The sequence below is a fragment of the Paenibacillus sp. 37 genome (assembly GCF_008386395.1).
In the GTDB taxonomy this organism is placed as follows: Bacteria; Bacillota; Bacilli; order Paenibacillales; family Paenibacillaceae; genus Paenibacillus; species Paenibacillus amylolyticus_B.
Genome location: NZ_CP043762.1, coordinates 484,608 through 503,629, shown reverse-complemented (window position 1 = coordinate 503,629; position 19,022 = coordinate 484,608). Strand labels below are relative to the sequence as shown.

The following is a 19,022-nucleotide window of genomic DNA, read 5'->3' as shown; positions in this document are numbered from 1 at the left end:
ACGTGCATCTTAGTGAGCGTATGTGATTAAGGAACAATTAATGCTGTTTAAGCAAACGTACAGAGGTATGTACTTAAGGTAAGAATCTGAGTTAATAGAAAAAAATTTATTAACTTTATTATTGTCGAGGGACAAGAACATATTCCTATTGAAGTCGCTATTTTAGCGGCTTTCTTATTTTATCGGTACAAGTTCCCTAAGGACAAGAACTTGTACCGATTGCCGGGATAGACAAGAACATAGTCCGTTAGCCGATTAGATGTATAACTAACGATGAGCACATGCACTTAAAATCTCATTAAGAACCATAATACATGAAAGTGTTCACATTGTTATGAAACAACAGACACGATGAGAGGTTAAACACGGGTGGCTAGGTATTAAAGCGAAATATCGGACTGAAACTAGCTGTTGAGGACAAGAACCTGTACCGATTACCGTATTGGACAAGAGCAGGTTCCTATTGCCGATTATTAGGCACATATATAATTGGTTATTCGCCCATTAATTCATTTCCGAAATTTGCATACAATCACAGCAGTTTTCGGGTTGGAAGCAAGAACGCGAACCTACCAAGGAAAATGTTATGATAATTCAGTGAAGGAGTAATCTTTGAGGATATGAAATCAGAATACTTTACTATAAGAAATTCGAAAGTAGAGCATTTTATACAAAACCTTGGGAATATGTGGAATACTAACATGCAAAACGATTGAAAGTAAAATCAAAAATGAGTCCGGTGCAATACCGAACCCATATTGAGCAAATTGCCTGGCAAAATAACCGTGTCTAACTTTTAGGGGTCACGTCAAAATTCCGGCTTGTTTTCAGTTTCATAGGTGAGAAGATGAAACGACATGTTTCATTGCAACTTATGCTCGATTCCTCACTTCTCGACTTTTTTCTCCAGTGCAGACGGTTGTTCTTTTCTAGACGTATCCTGGCTCGTCCCAAAGTTAATCGGCGGTATGCCGTTTGCTTGCCAAACCGTTCCCCTACGCTCGTACTCGAATAACTTCTCTACGGCATTCTCAATCTGTGGTCCTACTTCACGCTCAACCAAATACAAGGCAACATCAAGTCCAGAAGTAACACCACCGCCAGTTACCAAACGAGAGCCATCTTCCACGATCCTTGCATCGACGGGAATTGCACCGAGAGCCCCTAACGCACTCATGCCTAACTGATTGGTGACAGCATATCTGTCTTTCAACAATCCATCCATAGCCAGCAGCAATGAACCTCCACACACGGTAGCCACCGTAACTTCCTTATTATTCATAGCTTGTTTCATCATCGTTGTTAATCCCGTATCCTTGGCCTGCCTTAATATGTTGGGAATAGCATCTGAGGTATTCCCCGCTGGCTTCCCCGAAGCGCCAGGAACAACAATAATACCGGAATGATCAGGGTCTAACACATCTTGCGCATCGAGGGCAGGTCCATTCAGCCCGCTCGGCACCGAACGCTTACCTTCTGCAGATACTAATTCTACAGTAACTTTTCCACCAGTGTACATTCCGGCAGCAGCAAATACTTCATATGGCGCTAATGCGTCCAGCAGATCAAACCCATCGAATAATACGATTTGTACATGCACGCTTTTACCCTTGGATGGATCTGGATTCTTGTTTGTTTCTGCGCTTGCTGCGGGGGATAATAGACATAGAACGAGCGTTAACGACGTGAGTAAGCTAAGTATTTTTTTCATCCTGATACCCATTCCTTTCGATTTGTTCTGATGATGATTTCAGGAATAACTAGCAGCAGCGCAATCGAGCCGTAAACGCCGATGGTGTAGCTAGTAGGGTAAACGTACCCGAATCCCTGATGAAACAGGGAAGTAATGAGATGGATCAACATGTTAGTGAAGCAAAAGACGTAACTACGAATCATCCAGTTGCGATGTCGAATGATCCTTTTCCTCTTGATTTGAACGAGCGCCGTAATGGTGATAACCAGCCAGATCATATTCAGCAGATTGAATCCCATACTGCTTATTTTGCCGCCTGTCGCGTAGGGGGCCATATATCCGGAAGTTAGTACAACCAGCAGTACGGATAGGATATATACATAGCCGTTTATGCGATGCAGCCTGCGGCTTCTTTCAAATATTCGATTCGAAAAGTTAATCAGTCCTGATGCCATGGCCACACATGCGAATGCAACATGAATGTACATGACATTAAGCCAAACCGGGAGATTAAGTTCGCGTTTCAGCCCGGTCTTATGGCTTAAAAATCCCGAAGCACCTGGATCGATCCAATAGTTTTTCACCAAAGTGTGTAGTATAAATAGAATGCTGACACAGGCTAGCAATAGATATAACGATTTTCGTTTCTTCATCCATTTGCAACTCCCGAAGCTCCATTTTTCATTTCTGAATACGGTAAAACACGATCGACATACATATCTGGAAGTCAGAGCACGTGTATGCCGCGGATTTTCCTTCTTACGATTAGGCAACCCGATTTCCTGTTAATTTGGATGCAGGCAGGAGGCCGGCTTTAGCGAAACCAACCATGTGATCACCATCGACGACAACTTCAAATTTGAGATTCAAGCGCATGGGTTTCGTGATTCGAAGTGACCAGACCAGCTTGTTATCTTCAAGCAAGGGGTTCATAAACTCAATGGTTTCATCTCCTTGCATCGCCGTGCCGTGAATCATACCGTGTCTTGTCGATATTGAGAGCATGATCTCCAGCTTTCCAACGGGCGTAGCGAGGGTGGTATCCCAATCTCCGTCGAAGACCGATGCTTGTACGGTGTTGCAGTGCAGGGTACGGGGCGTGGGGGTCATCGCTGTTTGGTTCACCACGGTGTTTGGCTCTTCGCTCGTCAATGGTTTATTAACGCTTGGCGTTATCCCGATATTCTTCCAAACCGTGCCTCTTCGTTCGTATTCGAATAACTGCTCTACCGCGTGAGCGATACGAGGCCCAAGTTCACGTTCCACCAGATACAGCGCTACATCGAGTCCTGAGGTTACGCCGCCGCCGGTAACCAGATTGCCGTCGTCCACAACGCGAGCCGAGATGGGAACTGCTCCAGTTGCACCAAGTAAGTCCATGCCCAGATGGTTCGTTACCGCAGGTCTGCCTTCCAAGAGGCCTCCCATGGCAAGCACCAGTGAACCGCCGCAGACTGTAGCGACTATCCTGTCTTTGTGCTGGAGAGCCTGCTCGATCATGCCGGTCAATTCGGTCTCCATGGCACGGCCCAGAATAGCCGGAACCGAATCGGGCCCATCTCCCTCGACGTCGCCGGACGCTCCAGGTACGAGAATGATCCCCGCTCGTTCCGGGTCCAGTCCGCCACTCGCTTCAATCCTCAACCCGTTGATGCCGCTAGGCACGGATCTTGGTCCCTCGGCGGTGACCAATTCTACGTTCAACGCATTTTCAGCATTCATGGCTGCAGCACAGAAGACCTCGTAAGGCGCTATCGCATCCAGAAGGTCAAAGCCGTCAAACAACACAATTTGAACGTTAAGCATCCGTAAATCCTCCTTGTCTCTATTTAGTCAAAAGATCTTTCAGCTTACGATATTCCTTCTCATCAATTTCCCCATTGGCCATCAGAATCATAGCGATGTCATTCTTTTGATGACCATTTTTGTAACGATAACGAATCGGATATACTCGAACTGCATGGAAAGAAAACAGCGTTAGACAAAACAAAGGCCCGAAAGGAAAGAACGAGAAGGCGTTATTTTCCAACCCTATATGTATACCTCCTTTATCATGGTGTGCGGGACGATCACCCGAAGTTGGGGCTGGTCGTGTGCGCAAATAGAAGCATACCAAACGAATATCTCAAACAAAGATGAAAAAAGATCACAAAAGTATAAACAAATCATCACAATACATAAGCTCACGTTAGTTCTTGTTAAAAAAAATGATAAACTAGGAAAGCAAAGGTGGGATAAACATGAGCGTATCAAAGACGATTCTGGTTGTAGACGATGACCTAGATATTGTTGAGCTATTAAGGGATTTTCTAGAGAATGACCACTTTCAAGTGAAAACCGCTTGCGACACCGCCCAAGCGTGGGACATATTTAAGGAAAACTCTGTTGATTGCATTGTTCTTGACATTATGATGCCGGGACAAAATGGATTTGAGTTTTGCCGCCGGATTCGCGGGGAGAGCAATGTACCCATCCTGTTCTTAAGTGCTCGCAGCGATGATGTGGATAAGATTCGGGGCCTTACTCTCGGAGGCGATGATTACATCGTCAAAACCGCTTCGCCGGGTGAGATCGTTGCCAGAGTAAAAGCCGTAATGCGGCGTTCCGCTTCTCCACAACAATTGGATAACAGGGTCTTGGATTACGGCCGCATTAAATTAAACCTGTCCACAAGAGAAGTACTAGTGGATGGAAATAACATCGTGCTCACACCCAGGGAATATGAGCTGCTGCGATTATTTGCCAAACATCCGAGACATGTTTTCTCCTATGAACAATTACTAGCGAAGTTTTGGGATGGGGTGGGCGACAGGCATACAATTCGGGTCCATCTTAGTCGGCTTCGTGAGAAAATCGAAGCTGATCCGAATAAACCGCTATTCCTGGTCAACGTATGGGGAGTAGGGTATCGCTTTGAGGGAGGGTAATATGAGGTCACTCCGCATTCGTACGTTTACTATGCTTTGCTTCTTCTTTATCCTCCTATTGCCGTGGATCTTTTTTGTTACTGCGCACTTTATGGAAACCAAGACACTCAGCTTCGAACAAGGTCGTCTGCAAAACGAGACCCTGCAACGAAATATATCGGAAATGACGGAGCGAATTGAATCGGACACAGACCAATGGTCAGATCCAGACTGGCAAAACCAATTGTATTCCGCGCTTCGTATAGCGAAGATGGATGTGCTCATTCAATCTGCAGAAGATCAGGAAATTTATCGTTCCAATCCTGACCGACGAGGCACTAATTTATCAACTGAGCGGTTCTCCGTCATCGAGGACGGCAAGTTGCTGGGAAGGGTTATTCTGTACTTACCTAAATCCAATCAATTTCAAGTGATGTCGGCTTTTGTCGGGCTGCTGCTTGCGATCTTTGTTGTCGGAATGGAAATGAGGCGATTCGTTCTCAAACCACTCGAGAAAATGGGAAATGCAGCAAGACAAATTGCAAAAGGGGATTGGGATGTTCGGTTACCCATGTCCAGGGTCACTGAAATCGCTGAAGTGCGCGATGGATTCGATGTTATGGTCAAGGGACTTGAGCAGTCCTATCGAAAACAGGCTGAACTGGAAGAGGAACGCCGATTCGTCATTGCGGCTGTTGCGCATGATTTACGGACACCGTTGTTCGCTTTGCGAGGCTATTTGGATGGTCTGGAGCAAGGGATCGCTCAATCTCCGGAGAAAATGGCTCAATATGTGGCGGTTTGCAAGGATAAATCAGCTCAATTGGATCGTTTGGTAGAGGACCTTTTCACTTTTACAAAAATGGAGTATGTAGAGTCGCAACTGCATGATGAAACGGTGGATTTTAACCAGGTCGTCCGGAATTCGATTGATAGTCTGGGTCCTCTGGCTCGGCAGAAAGGAGTTTCCATCTCGTTCCATGTAACGGATTGGTGCATCATCCATGGAGATATGCATTTATTAGAGCGAGCCATGAACAACCTTCTGGATAATGCCGTAAGACACACATCTGCGGGTAGTGAAATCGAAGTCCAATGTAACAAAGTTGGTGATAAGGTTAAGTTTACGATACGCGATACCGGGCCGGGCTTCTCTACGGAAGAACTTGAGCGTGTATTTGAACCCTTATATCGCGGGGAAACATCCAGAAGTCGTTCAACCGGTGGCAGCGGATTAGGCTTAACCATTTCACAAAGAATTGTTAGGCAGCACGGGGGAGAACTTGCCGCAAGCAATCATCCGGAAGGAGGAGCATTGCTTGAAGGATGGTTACCTGCAGCAACCATAGAGCAGGTGGATTCGGATGATATATAGTCGTTTTTATTGCTTGTTGAAAAAGCCGCTGAAGTGTATCTCTTACAAATAGACCCCTGGGTTTAACCAATGAGCAAATATCGTGAGCAGGGTGAGTTTGTTTGGTCTACTGGATCAACGGGGAGGGGAGACGTATTTAGATCAGGAACGATATGTTCAGCACTGTAAGTATACTTAATAAACTTGTCCGTTAAGGAACTAAGTTCAGCGATTTTTTTTGTTAAAGCAATTATTATAAAATTGTGAATCAAATTATTTTATCGTAAGGACAATAAGACCGATGTGAGTGAAGTAATTTAAAACGCCAAAGCCAACGAAAACAACACCAACAATTACCACAAATACTTTAGGGTATTCACCAGTTTAGGATTAGGGTTCTCCTTTAAGAAGAATGGGAAGATACAGGCTCCGACACCTGTGATGGCGATCAGTAAAGACATGAAAGTAGCTTCAAACATCGGATAATCAGCAAACCAACCTGAAATCGGTTTTCCTGGTGGAGCAGCGAAAAATTGAAAACCAACTCCTGCAAAACTGATAGAGATCAAAGCTAGGCCCATGGCTGCTGCAAAATAGGAAAGTGGTCTAAGCAAGTAAGGAAGTTCTGCTTTTAGTTTTGCGATGTAAGTAGCCAGGTTAATTAATGTAGTTAGGTGAGTGCACTTATATATAAATTTTCTTTGATATTTTTGAAATCACTAAGTTGTAAGTCTTTCAATCAAAGTATATTCCAGAGGAATCAATGTTTTGTCAGTTGAATGAAGCATGTTCTGCAGAATTAAAATTGCATTCTCTGACTGCTGATCCACAGGATAGTGAATAGTTGTCAGATCCATTAAGTTTGCCACCTCTGTATTATCAAATCCTATGATCCCAACGTCCCCTGGAACCGAAAATTTAGACCTCCTTAGTTCAGTAATAAATCCGGCTGCAACCTCATTAAAGCATCTGATCCAGCCTGTATCCAAAACCATGATTGGCCGAATATTTGAAATGATGCTGCCGCGTGGCAGCAAGAAGCTTGGCATGTCCAAAATGAATATGCTTGGTGTTGGTCCAAAAATTATTCGTGGCCTTATGAACTAATAATAATGTTCCGTATTTGGAAGAATTGATAGAGTCCGTCATTGCACAAGGAGCCGAGTTGGTAGCTTGCCAAATGTCCATGGATTTAATGGGGCATTCAGCGTGAAGATTAATAGACCAAGTTACAATTGGTGGTGTCGGTTACTGTCTTGGACAAGCATCCCAAGCGAATCATTACCTATTTATTTAAAGTCAATTCCTACTTTGAGTTAATGAATAAAAACGTTATTAACAGACAAAGAAAACCAAACTTTACTAGAGAAGTTAGAAAGTAAGAGTAAAGATATTGTCAACGACGCAGCGCCGGGCGTATAGGAGCATAGCGCCGTACTGGTCGAAGCGGCTGGTGAGACCGTCCGGAGGAACGATTACTATTACTGTCAAGCAGCCATAGGATCCACAGAACAAGACGGTAACGCTAATATACATTGAGCTATAAATTAATCCATCTTGTGCTGATCATGTAAAGCGTTTCAATCGCAAATAGTGATTTTTTTATAATGAAGCTTATTGACTGGGAAGCTCTCAATGGGAAACGGATTGAATCTTGTAGCTAAGGTGAAGTGAATTATATAGATTCTCGAGCAAACGAAAGGCACATATCTTTTGATTCAAAACGCAGTTCTCTCTATATCATTGATTATGTAAATAACAAAAGAGGCGTATTCCTCCTTTGATTATCGAGAAGGGGCTGTCCCAAAAGGCCCTTAAACGGCATATCGGTGAAGAACAATAACACCGATATGCTCAAACGGGACGAAGTAGAATTCAATCCTGCTTTGTCCCCTTTGCGTTTTACCATCATTGCCGCTTTCTTAAGCCGGTTGTGCGCAAGGCAAAGCCGCCCGACCTCCAGGCTTACTTTTTGCAAGCAGAGTAGCAGGAATCTCCAGAAACCTCGATTGTTTTTGAATTGCCTAAATACACCCAATTAACTCGCTCATCTGACGAACCGAAAGGGTGTAACCTTTTCGCTGCGAAGTCGTTTCCGCATGGCATTTTTTTCATCATGTAGGTCAGGGACTTGCAATTATAAACTTTAATGATAATATTTACTATAAATTTAATGGTATCTCACAAATAAATACACAAATAATGTCGGATGACAAGAACATTATTTCACATCAAAACCCTGCGAAGATTAAGGCTTTTTTAGGATTTGTGTACAATTGAATTGTCTGATAATGTACAATGGCACAAAGGTACCCTCTTGACTGAAGGTAGGACGATTTAAACCCTGAGCTGACCACACGCAGAAGGATAACCGCTGAGTCCGAGATGGTAGATGTATTGAAATCGACAAAAATCGCGGGCTAAGTACCATTCTAAGTCGCTAAATAGCGGCTTTTTGTTTTAAGAAAAAACATTGTGCCAGTATAGATTAAATTGTTATCTAAAATTCACGCCAAAAGATATTGACACTCAAAATTCATTAGGAAACTGCAGGGCAGTAGTTGAAATCATCTCGCCTATGAACATCACTAACCTTACAAATTGCATTTAGCGCTGTGGCAAGGCTATTTTATGTTTTGATTAATGTCGGATCATAGCAATTACTTTTAAGTATGGTGGATATTATAAATTTAGCTTAGAAACGCAAATGATGTATAATGACTCAGGAACTCTATAATCAACAAAATTAATATAAATTCAAATAGCATAAGCTGAGGTGTACGATGAATCGCTTATTACTCGTAGAAGATGATGAAAATCTGGTGTTTGGTATTCAATATACACTGTCCAATGAAGGATATGAGGTCGTTGTGGCGGGGAACTTGGAAGAAGCCAGACAGGCACTGCAGGCAAAGACGATCGATCTGATTTTGTTGGATGTCACTTTGCCTGATGGATCGGGATATCAACTGTGCAGTGAGATTAGGGTAACGTCGCAAGTGCCCATAATCTTTTTGACGGCTTTGGATGAGGAAGCAAACGTGGTCGCAGGGCTTGATCTCGGAGCAGACGACTATGTAACCAAGCCTGTTCGTACCAAAGAACTTATATCACGAATTAAAGCCGTATTACGACGTAACAACAAGGGAAAACAAGAAGCAAGCTTATGGATGTCCGATAGCATCCAGGTGCGTATTTTAGAAGGAACTGTACTCAAAAACAATAGTGAAATTACACTAACGACGCTTGAATACCGACTATTATTGATGTTGATCTCTAATCCGAAGCAGATATGCAGCAGAAGTTCAATTCTGAATCATCTCTGGGATCTCTCGGGCGACTTCATTGATGATAATACGCTCTCTGTCCATATCCGCAGATTAAGAGAGAAAGTCGAAGATATTCCTGCAGCACCACAATATATCGTAACCGTTCGGGGGATCGGGTATAAATGGAATGTGGAAGTTATAGGGAGATGAACATGATCGAAGTTTTGCGAAATCCAGAGTGGAAATCTATCGCCATTAAAGTACTTGCTCTGCAAGTTCTTTTGTCGTTTATGATGTTTTTATACATGCAGCATCAAGTTGATAGCATCAATACAACTATCGTGAATCAGAATAGCGCCCTAATCGGACATTTGTTGATGAAGGATCCCCAGTTGGAGAATGAGGTGATTCACTTTGTTACCCAAGGAGCCCATACCGATGACATCACTGAGGGGCAACGTATCCTTGCACAATACGGATATCAGGCGGGTATGTCTTTAGAAGATCAGCCGGCTCTTTCAGGACTAGCATTACCCTTAAAAACAGCGACTCAAGTATTGTTGTTCCTGATCCCACTCATGGTATTGCTTCTGTGGGAGTATCGTAAATTTTTTGTGAAAGTCAGAACGATTTCCCATGCGGCCGAGCAGGTTGTGGAACAGCAATTTGATAAAAAACTGCCTGAGACGGAGGATGGAGACTTCGGCTCACTTGGCCGGAGCTTCAATGCGATGGCTGAAAGACTAACTAACAGCCTGGAGCTACTCCAGCAGGAAAAAACCTTCTTGCGCAATCTGTTATCCGACATTTCCCACCAACTCAAAACACCCCTGTCTTCTCTGATAGTGTTCAATGAAAATCTGCTGAATGATCCCGGGATGAAAGAAGAAATGAGAATGACGTTTCTGGAACGAAGTCGGCAGCAGCTTGATCGAATGGAATGGCTCATCATCAGCCTGCTCAAGCTGGCACGAGTCGAAGCGGGAGCCATTGGATTTCGTAAAGAAAGGATCGAGCTAAGGGAGATGGTGGAGAGCGCTGTCTATTCACTCCGGACAGTAGCAGACCAGAAGCGGCAAAACATAACCATCCTTGGAAGCGAGAATGCGTTTGTGCAGGCAGATGAAGAATGGCTTAAGGAAGCTGTCATGAATTTGATAAAAAATGCACTCGAACACACCCCGCCAGAGGGGAAGGTTCGAATCCATTTGGAGGAAAACGCACTGTTTGATACAATCATAATTCAGGACAACGGCGAAGGTATACATCCCGATGATATGCCTCATATTTTCAAACGATTCTATAAAGGCAAGAACCATAACAAGCCCAACAGTATAGGGATTGGTCTGGCTTTGACCAAATCGATCATTGAGGAACAACACGGGATCATTACGGTGGAGAGTGTGCCTCAAGAAGGAACGACATTCAGAATTTCGTTTTTCAAAAAAGAGTGGACTTAAGAAGAAGCTTACGAAAATGTAAGCTTCTTCTTCACTTCAACGTAAGCTTCCACACCTATAATGACAATCAAGCAATGTTAATCATACAACTGGAGGTACAACAGGGTGGAAATTTTGAAGACCGAACATTTATGTAAAATATACGGAAGTGCTGAGTCTAGGGTGGAAGCATTGAGAGATGTTAATCTGTCCGTCAATCAAGGAGAATTCGTTGCGATCGTGGGCGCCAGCGGATCTGGCAAAAGCTCATTGCTGCATCTGCTCGGGGGAGTGGATCAACCAACAAGTGGCCAAGTCATTATTGACGGTATGGATCTGTATTCTCAAAGTGAAAATGAACTAGCTGTGTTCAGAAGACGCAAAATCGGTTTTATTTTTCAATCGTATAATCTGATCCCGGTGTTAACTGCGGAAGAAAACATTAAATTGCCGATGCTGCTTGAGAATAAACATGTGGACGAGGGTTATCTTGAGGAATTATTGAGCGTGCTGGGACTCAGCGATCGAAGGCAGCACCTTCCGTCCCAATTATCAGGCGGGCAACAGCAGCGAACTGCAATTGGACGCGCATTAATCAATAAACCATCGATTATTCTGGCGGATGAACCAACCGGCAATCTGGATAGCAAGAACAGTAAAGAGATTGTGGATCTGCTTACCTTCTCCGTCAGAAAATACAATCAAACCTTGATTATGATCACACATGATTTGAATGTGGCCCAGAGAGCGGACCGTGTTGTAAATATAAAAGATGGTACACTCTTGCAGCAAACAGGGGTGAAAGATCGTGAATAAATATACCAGTCTTACCCAAAAATATTTACTAGGGCAGAAAAAAAGATCAATACTAACGATCGTTGGCATTATTTTGTCTGTGACTCTACTCACAGCCATAGGAACCATTGGCCTTAGCTTCAGAGACAAGGTGGTTCGGCAAACCGTTCAAGAGTACGGGGATTACCATGTTTCTTTTAACGGATTACCGGGAGAAGCAGTCTCAAAAGTCGTCAATAACACATCCGTAGAGAGTGCTGGAATCATTAGCAGAGAAGGTTATTCGGTCATCAGCAAAACGAGTGAGAAAGAAAAGAAGGAAAACCCGTTTGCTGCACCTTATCGGTATTTGAATCTCAAAGGTTATGATGCCGATGCGATGAACATGCTCCAGGTTCAGCTGGATTCGGGCAGACTCCCCAGGAATTCGCATGAAGTTATTCTTTCGACATGGGGCCTGGATCGTTTTGTGACCAAACCAAAGCTTGGAGATTCGATTACCCTGAGTCTGGGAGAACGAACTGTCGCATCAACCGGGGAGATCAAACTTATCCATGGTCTGGGTGATTTTGGCTGGGATCTGGATGAAGGCTTTCGTCCCCAAAAAGAGAGAGAATTCACCATTGTGGGATTTATGAAGACAGGTAGTAACGCTTCGTGGTCTTCCAGCTTCATCTTTCCAGCCATCACGTATGAAGATAATGTGAAAACCGATGCGGATAAAAATTATTTTATTTATGTCAAAATGAAATCGATGAATCAGATTCAGGCAAAGACGGAAGCGATGATATCTTCATTGAAGCTAGAGCAAGTGGATCAAGGCTCTGCCTTAGCGCTGGATAAGGATAATCAATATAAAAATATTCGTGTCGATTATAATAATGAACTGCTTAAGTTGTTTGGTAAAAGCACCTATGAAGGTGTAAACCATAGTTTGTTATATGCATTCGCAGCAATCATCATTATTATTATGGGTTGTACGAGTGCAGTGATATATAATACGTTTCATATTTCTGTTCTGGAGCGGACCTCGCAATTCGGAATGCTGCGGTGCATTGGGGCTACCCCATCACAAATACGTAAATTGGTTCTCAAAGAGGCTACAATACTGAGTCTAATTGGTATTCCTGTTGGATTATTGATGGGAACTGTTTTTATGAAACTTCTGTTTTACAACATCAGCTTTTTGGCGTTGGGATTTCTGAATGATATGCAAATGGTCATCTCCCTACCAATTTTGATCATAGCCGGTGCGTTGGGGTTATTGACTGTTTATCTGTCTGCTATCGGACCTGCGAGACTGGCAGCGAAGGTATCTCCACTTGAGGCGGTGCTTAGCTCGGGAGGCACGAAAGTGGAGAACGTAACATCTGTCCGGAAATCAAAACTGCTGGGGAAACTGTTGGGTATCGAAGGACAGTTTGCTAATCGAAACATCAGGCGGAACAAAAAGCGCTTCCGCATCACTGCCTTTTCCATAGTGGTCAGCATGATTCTATTTATTGTTTTTAGCGGACTAGCTGGTTTGTTGGGGCAACCATCTCAATCAGGTACCAATTATTCCTACTCGGTTATCTATGAAGGACCTTCCAAACGGATCGATGATTCCGTATTTTCTGACATTGTTAAGCTTGATGCCGTTGAACATGCCTATCCGTATTACAATAATCAAGTGATGGCTATCTTTCCGAAAGAAAAAATTAATCCCAAGTATTATGAACTCCGTCCGGGAATGTATTCTGTTGAAGAGGGAGGGGGGTACCGCACAGACAACAATTACCTTGAATCCTATGGAGATAATGGACTCGATGCTCTGAAACCCAGACTAACGGCTGGTAAGATCGACAAAGAGAAGATGAACCGGGAAAATGGCGTTATCGTCAATCAGAAATTAAGTATGATAACAGAGGATGGAAGACAGATTGTTATGGATCAAACCCAACTCAAGGTTGGGGATCACATCAAAGTACGTAGCTTGGAATTGGGCGAGAAGGGCCGTGGTTACACAACACTGACGGTAACAGGAATTGTTGATCAAGGCTTGTTGTCGAGCAGCTATAATGAGAGTGCTATTATTGAATTCATAACGACGCCTGAAGTCGTAGAGAAGGTTACAGGGAACGATACGTACTCCAGAATCTTTATTCTTGCCAAAACCGATATTTCCAACAAACCAATTACGGACTATCTCAAAACCCTGCCCCAAAAAGATGCAGGTTACAGCTACACAGATAAGGTGGAGCAACTTGCCCAAGCCAAAAACGACGCGACAACCGCAAAGATCTTTTTGTATGGTTTTATGGGTGTCATTGTCCTGATTGCGTTCCTGAATATACTTAACACCGTCAGCACCAATCTTATTCTGCGAACCAAAGAATTTGCGGTGCTCAAAGCTATCGGCATGACACAGCGTAATGTAGGGAAAATGATCCTGTTGGAAGGCGTTTTATACGGCCTTTACTCTGCGCTATACGGTAGTATACTCGGAATAGCACTAAGCTATGGGATACATCATCTCTTTAAAGGTGCTTTCGACGTAGGTTGGGCCACTCCATGGTCTAGTGTTGTTCTTGCATGTGCAGGTGCCATAGCAACAACACTCGTTGCTACAGCTTGGCCGATGTATCGATTAAACCAAACAAGTATCGTAGAGGCATTGAGAAAGGAAACGTAAAGAACGGTTAAACTTAATTTAGAAAGATTCGCAGATGATTATAGCCGTTCAAGTAGACTGAACATAATGATATGCTTAGGCCGTGATCGCTTCCCAATACCATAATTGGGAGCGGTCCTATTTTATAAACTTTTTCTGGGTCTTTCAATTAGGAAAGCAGGATTTCTATACAGGAATTATCAAGCATTCCCTCTCCTCAATGAATACCTAGTTAATCAAGATGGTACAGTTTGAGGGAGTTGCCAAGTACAATGTGTTCATTCTTAGTACTCTATAAGAGCTCGTTTTAATAGGTCGGCAATTGTAGAAATCTTAATTTAGTTCTATACATCATAATACATTGAAATATAATAGTGACTGTTAATAACAAAATTAAATCAGATTTTATATCTGAAAAGGAGATGCCTCTATGGATATAAGTAAATATAATGTGCATTGCGATAGTCAGAGCAAATTCAGCAGAGACCTTATGCCGTACTTATCCATTGTCGAGCGACAAGAACATAGTTTGCATAAGGATTAGATTACAGGTTTTTCAGACCTAAGGCAATAATTCTGTTTAATGCTAAAAAGGTATAAGAAGATAGATATAGGGAACCCGGGAGAAATAATAAGAGAGATTATGCCCATAAAAGATTACTTAGCTAAGTATTGACTTTAAACAAAAAGATTGTTATTATTTTCACAAGAAAAGAATGTAATACTTTTCACAAAGTAAGAGGAGGAATAGTTATGTTAACTACATTCAAAGCTACCGCTACAAAATTCCCTGAAGGTTTACAGGTCGAGGCTCAATCCAGAGGTTTTAAAATTTTGATGGATGAGCCCCAAGATTTAGGAGGAACGGATAAAGGGATGAATCCGGTCGAAGCGCTATTATGTGCACTTGGGGCATGTCAGTCCATCGTTGCTGCTGCCTTTGCGGATGCGTACAACTTTTCATATGAAGAATTGTATGTTGAGCTTGAAGGAGACTTGGATCCGGATGGATTCATGGGGCTCGCAGATGTAAGAAGCGGATTTCAGGAAATTCGTTTTATAATGCACTTTAAAACAACAGAAAGTCAAGAAAAAGCAGAAGCTTTTGCAACATTCATTGAGAAGACTTGTCCGGTTGGAGACTGCTTGGCCAACGGAGTTAAATTGGTGCAATCCGGGGTAGTTAGACACTAACATATGCGCTAAGAAGGGATTATCCATCCCTCTCTGGTAGTGAAGGAGCTTGATTTTCATGGAGATAAAAATGTCAATGATTCCTGGAGGAAAAAAAGGAAAAGCCGGGACCATCAATTTCCAACTAGGGGACAAGGTTTCATTCGGAGACTTACTCGTTGAAATTGAAACAGGCAAAGGCAATCGAGAAGTTACAGCGACTGCGGAGGGTACCATCAGCCATATTTTGTTTGAAGAAGGTGGAGAAATTTCCTCCAATCAAGTGTTGTTCACGTTAGAAACCGCTTTGGAAGACGAGGTATTATCTAAGACGCAGGATAATGAACTCAAACATCCAGTCATGACTAAGAAAGTGGAGCTATTGATTATTGGAGCAGGACCAGGTGGGTATGTATCCGCAATTTATGCAGCCAAAAAGGGAATACAAGTTACATTAATTGAAAAAGAAGAATTGGGCGGCACTTGTTTAAATGTAGGTTGCATCCCGACGAAATCATTGGTTAAATCTGCTGAAATATGTCATCATGTCAAGCAATCATCTTTATTTGGTATTAACACAGGTACGGAACTTCAAGTTGATATGCATCAGATTATTCGTCGTAAAGATGAGATTAAGGCAAAATTAATATCCGGAATTGATTATTTGATGGAAAAGAATGAAATAGAAATCATCCGAGGGCAAGCTTCTTTTTTGACTAAACATGAAGTGAGGATAAACGGGCAGACTAACTACCAAATTTCAGCCAACAATATCATCGTTGCGACAGGCTCCAAAATTTTCAAGGTTAATATCCCTGGCATCGATCTTCCCTTTGTAATGACCAGTACTGATGCGCTTGCATGCACCGAACTACCGAAAAGCATTACGATTATCGGTGGGGGTGTTATCGGTATGGAGTTTGCCTTCATCTATCGTTACTTGGGCGTTGAAGTGCATGTAGTTGAATTTATGGACCGACTATTGACCATGATTGACAGTGATATATCCGAAGAGATCAAGCATTCAGCAGAGCAAGCGGGGATTCATATTCACACGAAATCGAAGGTATCCAAAATCCAGCGTTCTGATGATGGACAAGCGATCGTAAGTTATGAGGATGCCCTAGGGGATCACTTGTTGGTTAGTGAAAAAGTATTGGTAGCTGTTGGAAGAGAACCTAATTTGGATGGTTTGGAGGTTGAACGAGCCGGAATCCAGCTTAACAATAATGGGCGAGGCATTGCCGTGAACGAACATATGTGTACTAACGTTGAGCATATTTATGCGATAGGTGATGTTACGAATATTATGCAACTTGCCCATGTTGCCTCGCATCAAGGTATTACTGCCATCGATTCAATTGTAGGCGAATCGGAAGGAATGCGCTATGGTGCAATCCCGAACGTTATTTTCACATCACCTGAAATAGCCAGTGTAGGATTATTGGAGGATGAATGTAAACAGCAAGGAATGGATTACAGTGTGAGTAAGGTCTCCTTTACCAGCAATGGTAAGGCCTTAACAATGAATGAACCGGAAGGTTTTATTAAATTGATTAAGAATAATCACTCACAAAAAATTGTTGGAGGGGCAATTATTGGTCCCGATGCATCTTCTTTAATCAGTAGCTTAACGCTCGCCATAACAAACGAGCTGACAGAACAACAAATTAAACATACGGTCTTTGCTCACCCAACAACGGGAGAAGTAATTCATGAAGCTGCATTCGGCCTTAGTATCGGTGCGCTCCATCAAGCATGAGGAAACGAATGTAAGTATTCATTTCCTATATGGTGAAATGTTTGCTATCATATAATGAATAGTGGAAAAATACACGGCGATAAAACTGTTGGGATTGGTTGGTGTGTCTATTGTTTAATTTAGAGGATTGCCTTGCATTTGTTACAAACCGTAGTGGGAAATTCTTCGCGGAAGCATTGGAAAAAGAGTTTCGAGCCTACCATATCACCAGGAGTCAGTGGATCGCTATGTATTATATCTATATTCATGAGTCCATTACCCAGCGCGAACTAGCGGAAAAAATGTCAATTAAAGAACCGAGCGTAGTTCGTTTGCTCCAAAAACTGGAGTTGGATGGAATGTTATACCGCTCCACTGCAACTGCTGATAAACGTGTAAAGCAGTTGGAACTTTCTGATAAGGGCGTGAAAATCTGCCTTGATTTAATGCCAATTGCCGAAAAGTTTAAAAATGATACAATTGCTGGAATATCCAAGGACGATCTTGAGACATTCAAACATGTGTTGAATAGTATGGTAGAGAATACTTTGAAATAGCCAAATATAAATGGACCCTTTTGCTTTTTTTATTGGAAGCGACAGGGTCCATTTTTATTTAAATATTCTTAGATTATTGAAAAATAGAAAAAGTCCACTCCTAAGTCACCAATAATGATAATTTAATTCTATATATTGTAAATGTAACTTAACTAAATACATATTTATGAATTGTTATACCATTTATTGATAGATATTAATGTCATTTGATACATATATAATTCACGCTCAAGCTATAATGATGTATCTCAATCATTGGAAGATGATCGTTTAAAAATTGTAATCTAAAGATATTTACAAATTTAATGGACAGGAGTATTGATCAACATGAAGACAGACATCTTAATCTCGCAGGCAGATCCAAATTCTCTTGTTGGAGCAAAACTCAATTTAATGGCAGTTGGAGATATGGCACATTCAATTGTGGGGTCAAGTAATCAAAGCATTACTGATGCGACATTCAGAATGCTATGGAAGTCTAAGAACAATCGATTTAGTCATGAATTTACCTATGAGGCAAAAATCGGTGACAAATCGCTCGGAATGATTACGTGTTTACCATATACCACTCTGGATCAATTGGGCTCATCTACAGCGAAACAACTGTTTTCATACCGAAAACTAGGACTGAAGGAAGGATTCGAAGGGGAGTACCATATTGCAACTCTTGCAGCTATGCCCGAAAGCAGAGGCATGGGTATAGGCTCCCAACTCATTCAACATGCAGAAGAGCAGGCGATTAGACAGGGGTATAACCTAAGTTCCCTTACAGTCAAAAAAGAGAATCATCTCGCTGCCAAACTATACGTCAAACTGGGCTAAGAAATTACATCCGAAGTAGTAAAACCTACTTTATCTTTGTATCGAATGGTCAAAAAACTAAACTGAAAGCCCTAATACGCGTTGGTTCGATCAATGTAACCAATAATTGAAGAAAATTTCTAATCTAAAGTCGCTAATGTAGCGGCTTTTTTTGCATTTAGGTTAACGATTGTCCTTGTCCAGAGTTGAGAGATTCCATTTATACCACTTCGAGAGAGTTGACACAATTCAACTTCAAACGTATAATTCAATTAATCGATTGAATAATTGATAAATTAAGTGAGGGGATTATATTATGGGAGCAGTATCATTAACAAAACAAAATTTTGAATCGAACGTTAACACGGGAGTGACTTTAGTCGATTTCTGGGCACCATGGTGTCCACCTTGTCAAGTGCAACTTCCAATCGTAAATGATCTAGCTGATGATTTGGCTGGGCAAGCAACCATTGCCAAAGTCAATGTAGATGAGGAACTCGAATTGGCACAGCAATTCGGAGTTAGAAGTATTCCAACGCTTCTCTTATTTAAAGATGGCAAATTAGCTGAGACCATGATTGGTGTGAATCAAAAACAAGCTCTTAAAGAAAAAATTCAAGGATTGCTTAATTCAAAATAAG

17 protein-coding genes and 1 pseudogene are annotated in these 19,022 nt (G+C 42.2%); 13 read left to right on the top strand and 5 right to left on the bottom strand.

All coding sequences use genetic code 11. The features are described from left to right. Positions 1-886: 886 nt before the first annotated feature. The 3 genes from F0220_RS32145 to F0220_RS32135 form a co-directional block, all read right to left on the bottom strand. Positions 887-1,711 carry a DJ-1/PfpI family protein gene (locus F0220_RS32145; RefSeq protein ID WP_149847191.1) on the bottom strand — a complete coding sequence of 275 codons (825 nt, stop codon included), beginning with the start codon at positions 1,709-1,711 and terminating at the stop codon, positions 887-889. Further along, positions 1,708-2,346 carry a DUF2306 domain-containing protein gene (locus tag F0220_RS32140; RefSeq protein WP_105598975.1) on the bottom strand — a complete coding sequence of 213 codons (639 nt, stop codon included), beginning with the start codon at positions 2,344-2,346 and terminating at the stop codon, positions 1,708-1,710. Before F0220_RS32140 ends, F0220_RS32145 begins: the two co-directional genes overlap by 4 nt. Before the next feature lie 112 nt (positions 2,347-2,458). Further along, a complete protein-coding gene (locus tag F0220_RS32135; protein WP_076334224.1) occupies positions 2,459-3,499 on the bottom strand; it encodes a DJ-1/PfpI family protein in 1,041 nt (346 codons plus the stop codon). A 434-nt stretch (positions 3,500-3,933) separates the two neighbouring features. Between F0220_RS32135 and F0220_RS32125 the strand changes: the two genes are divergently transcribed. Further along, complete coding sequence (locus F0220_RS32125) at positions 3,934-4,620, top strand: response regulator transcription factor (RefSeq protein WP_149847190.1); 687 nt, start codon at positions 3,934-3,936, stop codon at positions 4,618-4,620. A gap of 1 nt (position 4,621) precedes the next feature. Beyond that, positions 4,622-5,974 carry a sensor histidine kinase gene (locus F0220_RS32120; RefSeq protein ID WP_149847189.1) on the top strand — a complete coding sequence of 451 codons (1,353 nt, stop codon included), beginning with the start codon at positions 4,622-4,624 and terminating at the stop codon, positions 5,972-5,974. Between the two features lie 332 nt (positions 5,975-6,306). Here the strand turns inward: F0220_RS32120 and F0220_RS32115 are convergent, their stop codons facing one another. Both F0220_RS32115 and F0220_RS32110 read right to left on the bottom strand, forming a co-directional pair. After that, positions 6,307-6,567, bottom strand: a complete 261-nt coding sequence (locus tag F0220_RS32115) for a hypothetical protein (protein ID WP_149847188.1) — start codon at positions 6,565-6,567, stop codon at positions 6,307-6,309. Between the two features lie 105 nt (positions 6,568-6,672). Beyond that, positions 6,673-6,948: a substrate-binding domain-containing protein gene (locus F0220_RS32110; protein ID WP_149847187.1), complete on the bottom strand. Its 276-nt coding sequence runs from the start codon at positions 6,946-6,948 to the stop codon at positions 6,673-6,675. Here F0220_RS32110 and F0220_RS33175 point away from each other — a divergent pair. From F0220_RS33175 to trxA, 11 genes and pseudogenes are all read left to right on the top strand, one after another. Then, entirely contained in the window at positions 6,947-7,060 is a 114-nt protein-coding gene (locus F0220_RS33175; RefSeq protein ID WP_223200041.1) for a DsrE/DsrF/DrsH-like family protein, read from the top strand. The two genes, F0220_RS32110 and F0220_RS33175, sit on opposite strands and share 2 nt — an antisense overlap. A 16-nt stretch (positions 7,061-7,076) precedes the next feature. Beyond that, entirely contained in the window at positions 7,077-7,166 is a 90-nt protein-coding gene (locus F0220_RS33530; RefSeq protein WP_076334229.1) for a DsrE/DsrF/DrsH-like family protein, read from the top strand. Between the two features lie 1,570 nt (positions 7,167-8,736). Beyond that, positions 8,737-9,432 (top strand): response regulator transcription factor, encoded by a 696-nt coding sequence (locus tag F0220_RS32095; protein WP_105598976.1) that lies wholly within the window; start codon positions 8,737-8,739, stop codon positions 9,430-9,432. Between the two features lie 2 nt (positions 9,433-9,434). Next, positions 9,435-10,682: a HAMP domain-containing sensor histidine kinase gene (locus tag F0220_RS32090; RefSeq protein WP_181156143.1), complete on the top strand. Its 1,248-nt coding sequence runs from the start codon at positions 9,435-9,437 to the stop codon at positions 10,680-10,682. Positions 10,683-10,787: 105 nt separating this feature from the next. Continuing rightward, on the top strand, positions 10,788-11,477 hold the full coding sequence (locus tag F0220_RS32085; RefSeq protein WP_105598978.1) for an ABC transporter ATP-binding protein: 690 nt from the start codon (positions 10,788-10,790) through the stop codon (positions 11,475-11,477). After that, positions 11,470-14,130, top strand: coding sequence for an ABC transporter permease (locus F0220_RS32080; protein WP_149847186.1), 2,661 nt, complete (start codon positions 11,470-11,472; stop codon positions 14,128-14,130). The genes F0220_RS32085 and F0220_RS32080 overlap by 8 nt, the downstream gene beginning before the upstream one ends. A 732-nt stretch (positions 14,131-14,862) precedes the next feature. Further along, entirely contained in the window at positions 14,863-15,303 is a 441-nt protein-coding gene (locus F0220_RS32075) for an OsmC family protein (RefSeq protein WP_105598980.1), read from the top strand. Between the two features lie 58 nt (positions 15,304-15,361). Continuing rightward, complete coding sequence (gene lpdA, locus F0220_RS32070; protein ID WP_149847185.1) at positions 15,362-17,044, top strand: dihydrolipoyl dehydrogenase; 1,683 nt, start codon at positions 15,362-15,364, stop codon at positions 17,042-17,044. Between the two features lie 110 nt (positions 17,045-17,154). After that, on the top strand, positions 17,155-17,580 hold the full coding sequence (locus F0220_RS32065) for a MarR family winged helix-turn-helix transcriptional regulator (RefSeq protein WP_149847184.1): 426 nt from the start codon (positions 17,155-17,157) through the stop codon (positions 17,578-17,580). Positions 17,581-17,907: 327 nt separating this feature from the next. Further along, positions 17,908-18,468: pseudogene (locus F0220_RS32060) on the top strand (GNAT family N-acetyltransferase). Between the two features lie 229 nt (positions 18,469-18,697). After that, a complete protein-coding gene (gene trxA, locus F0220_RS32055) occupies positions 18,698-19,021 on the top strand; it encodes a thioredoxin (RefSeq protein ID WP_076334302.1) in 324 nt (107 codons plus the stop codon). Position 19,022 lies beyond the last annotated feature (1 nt).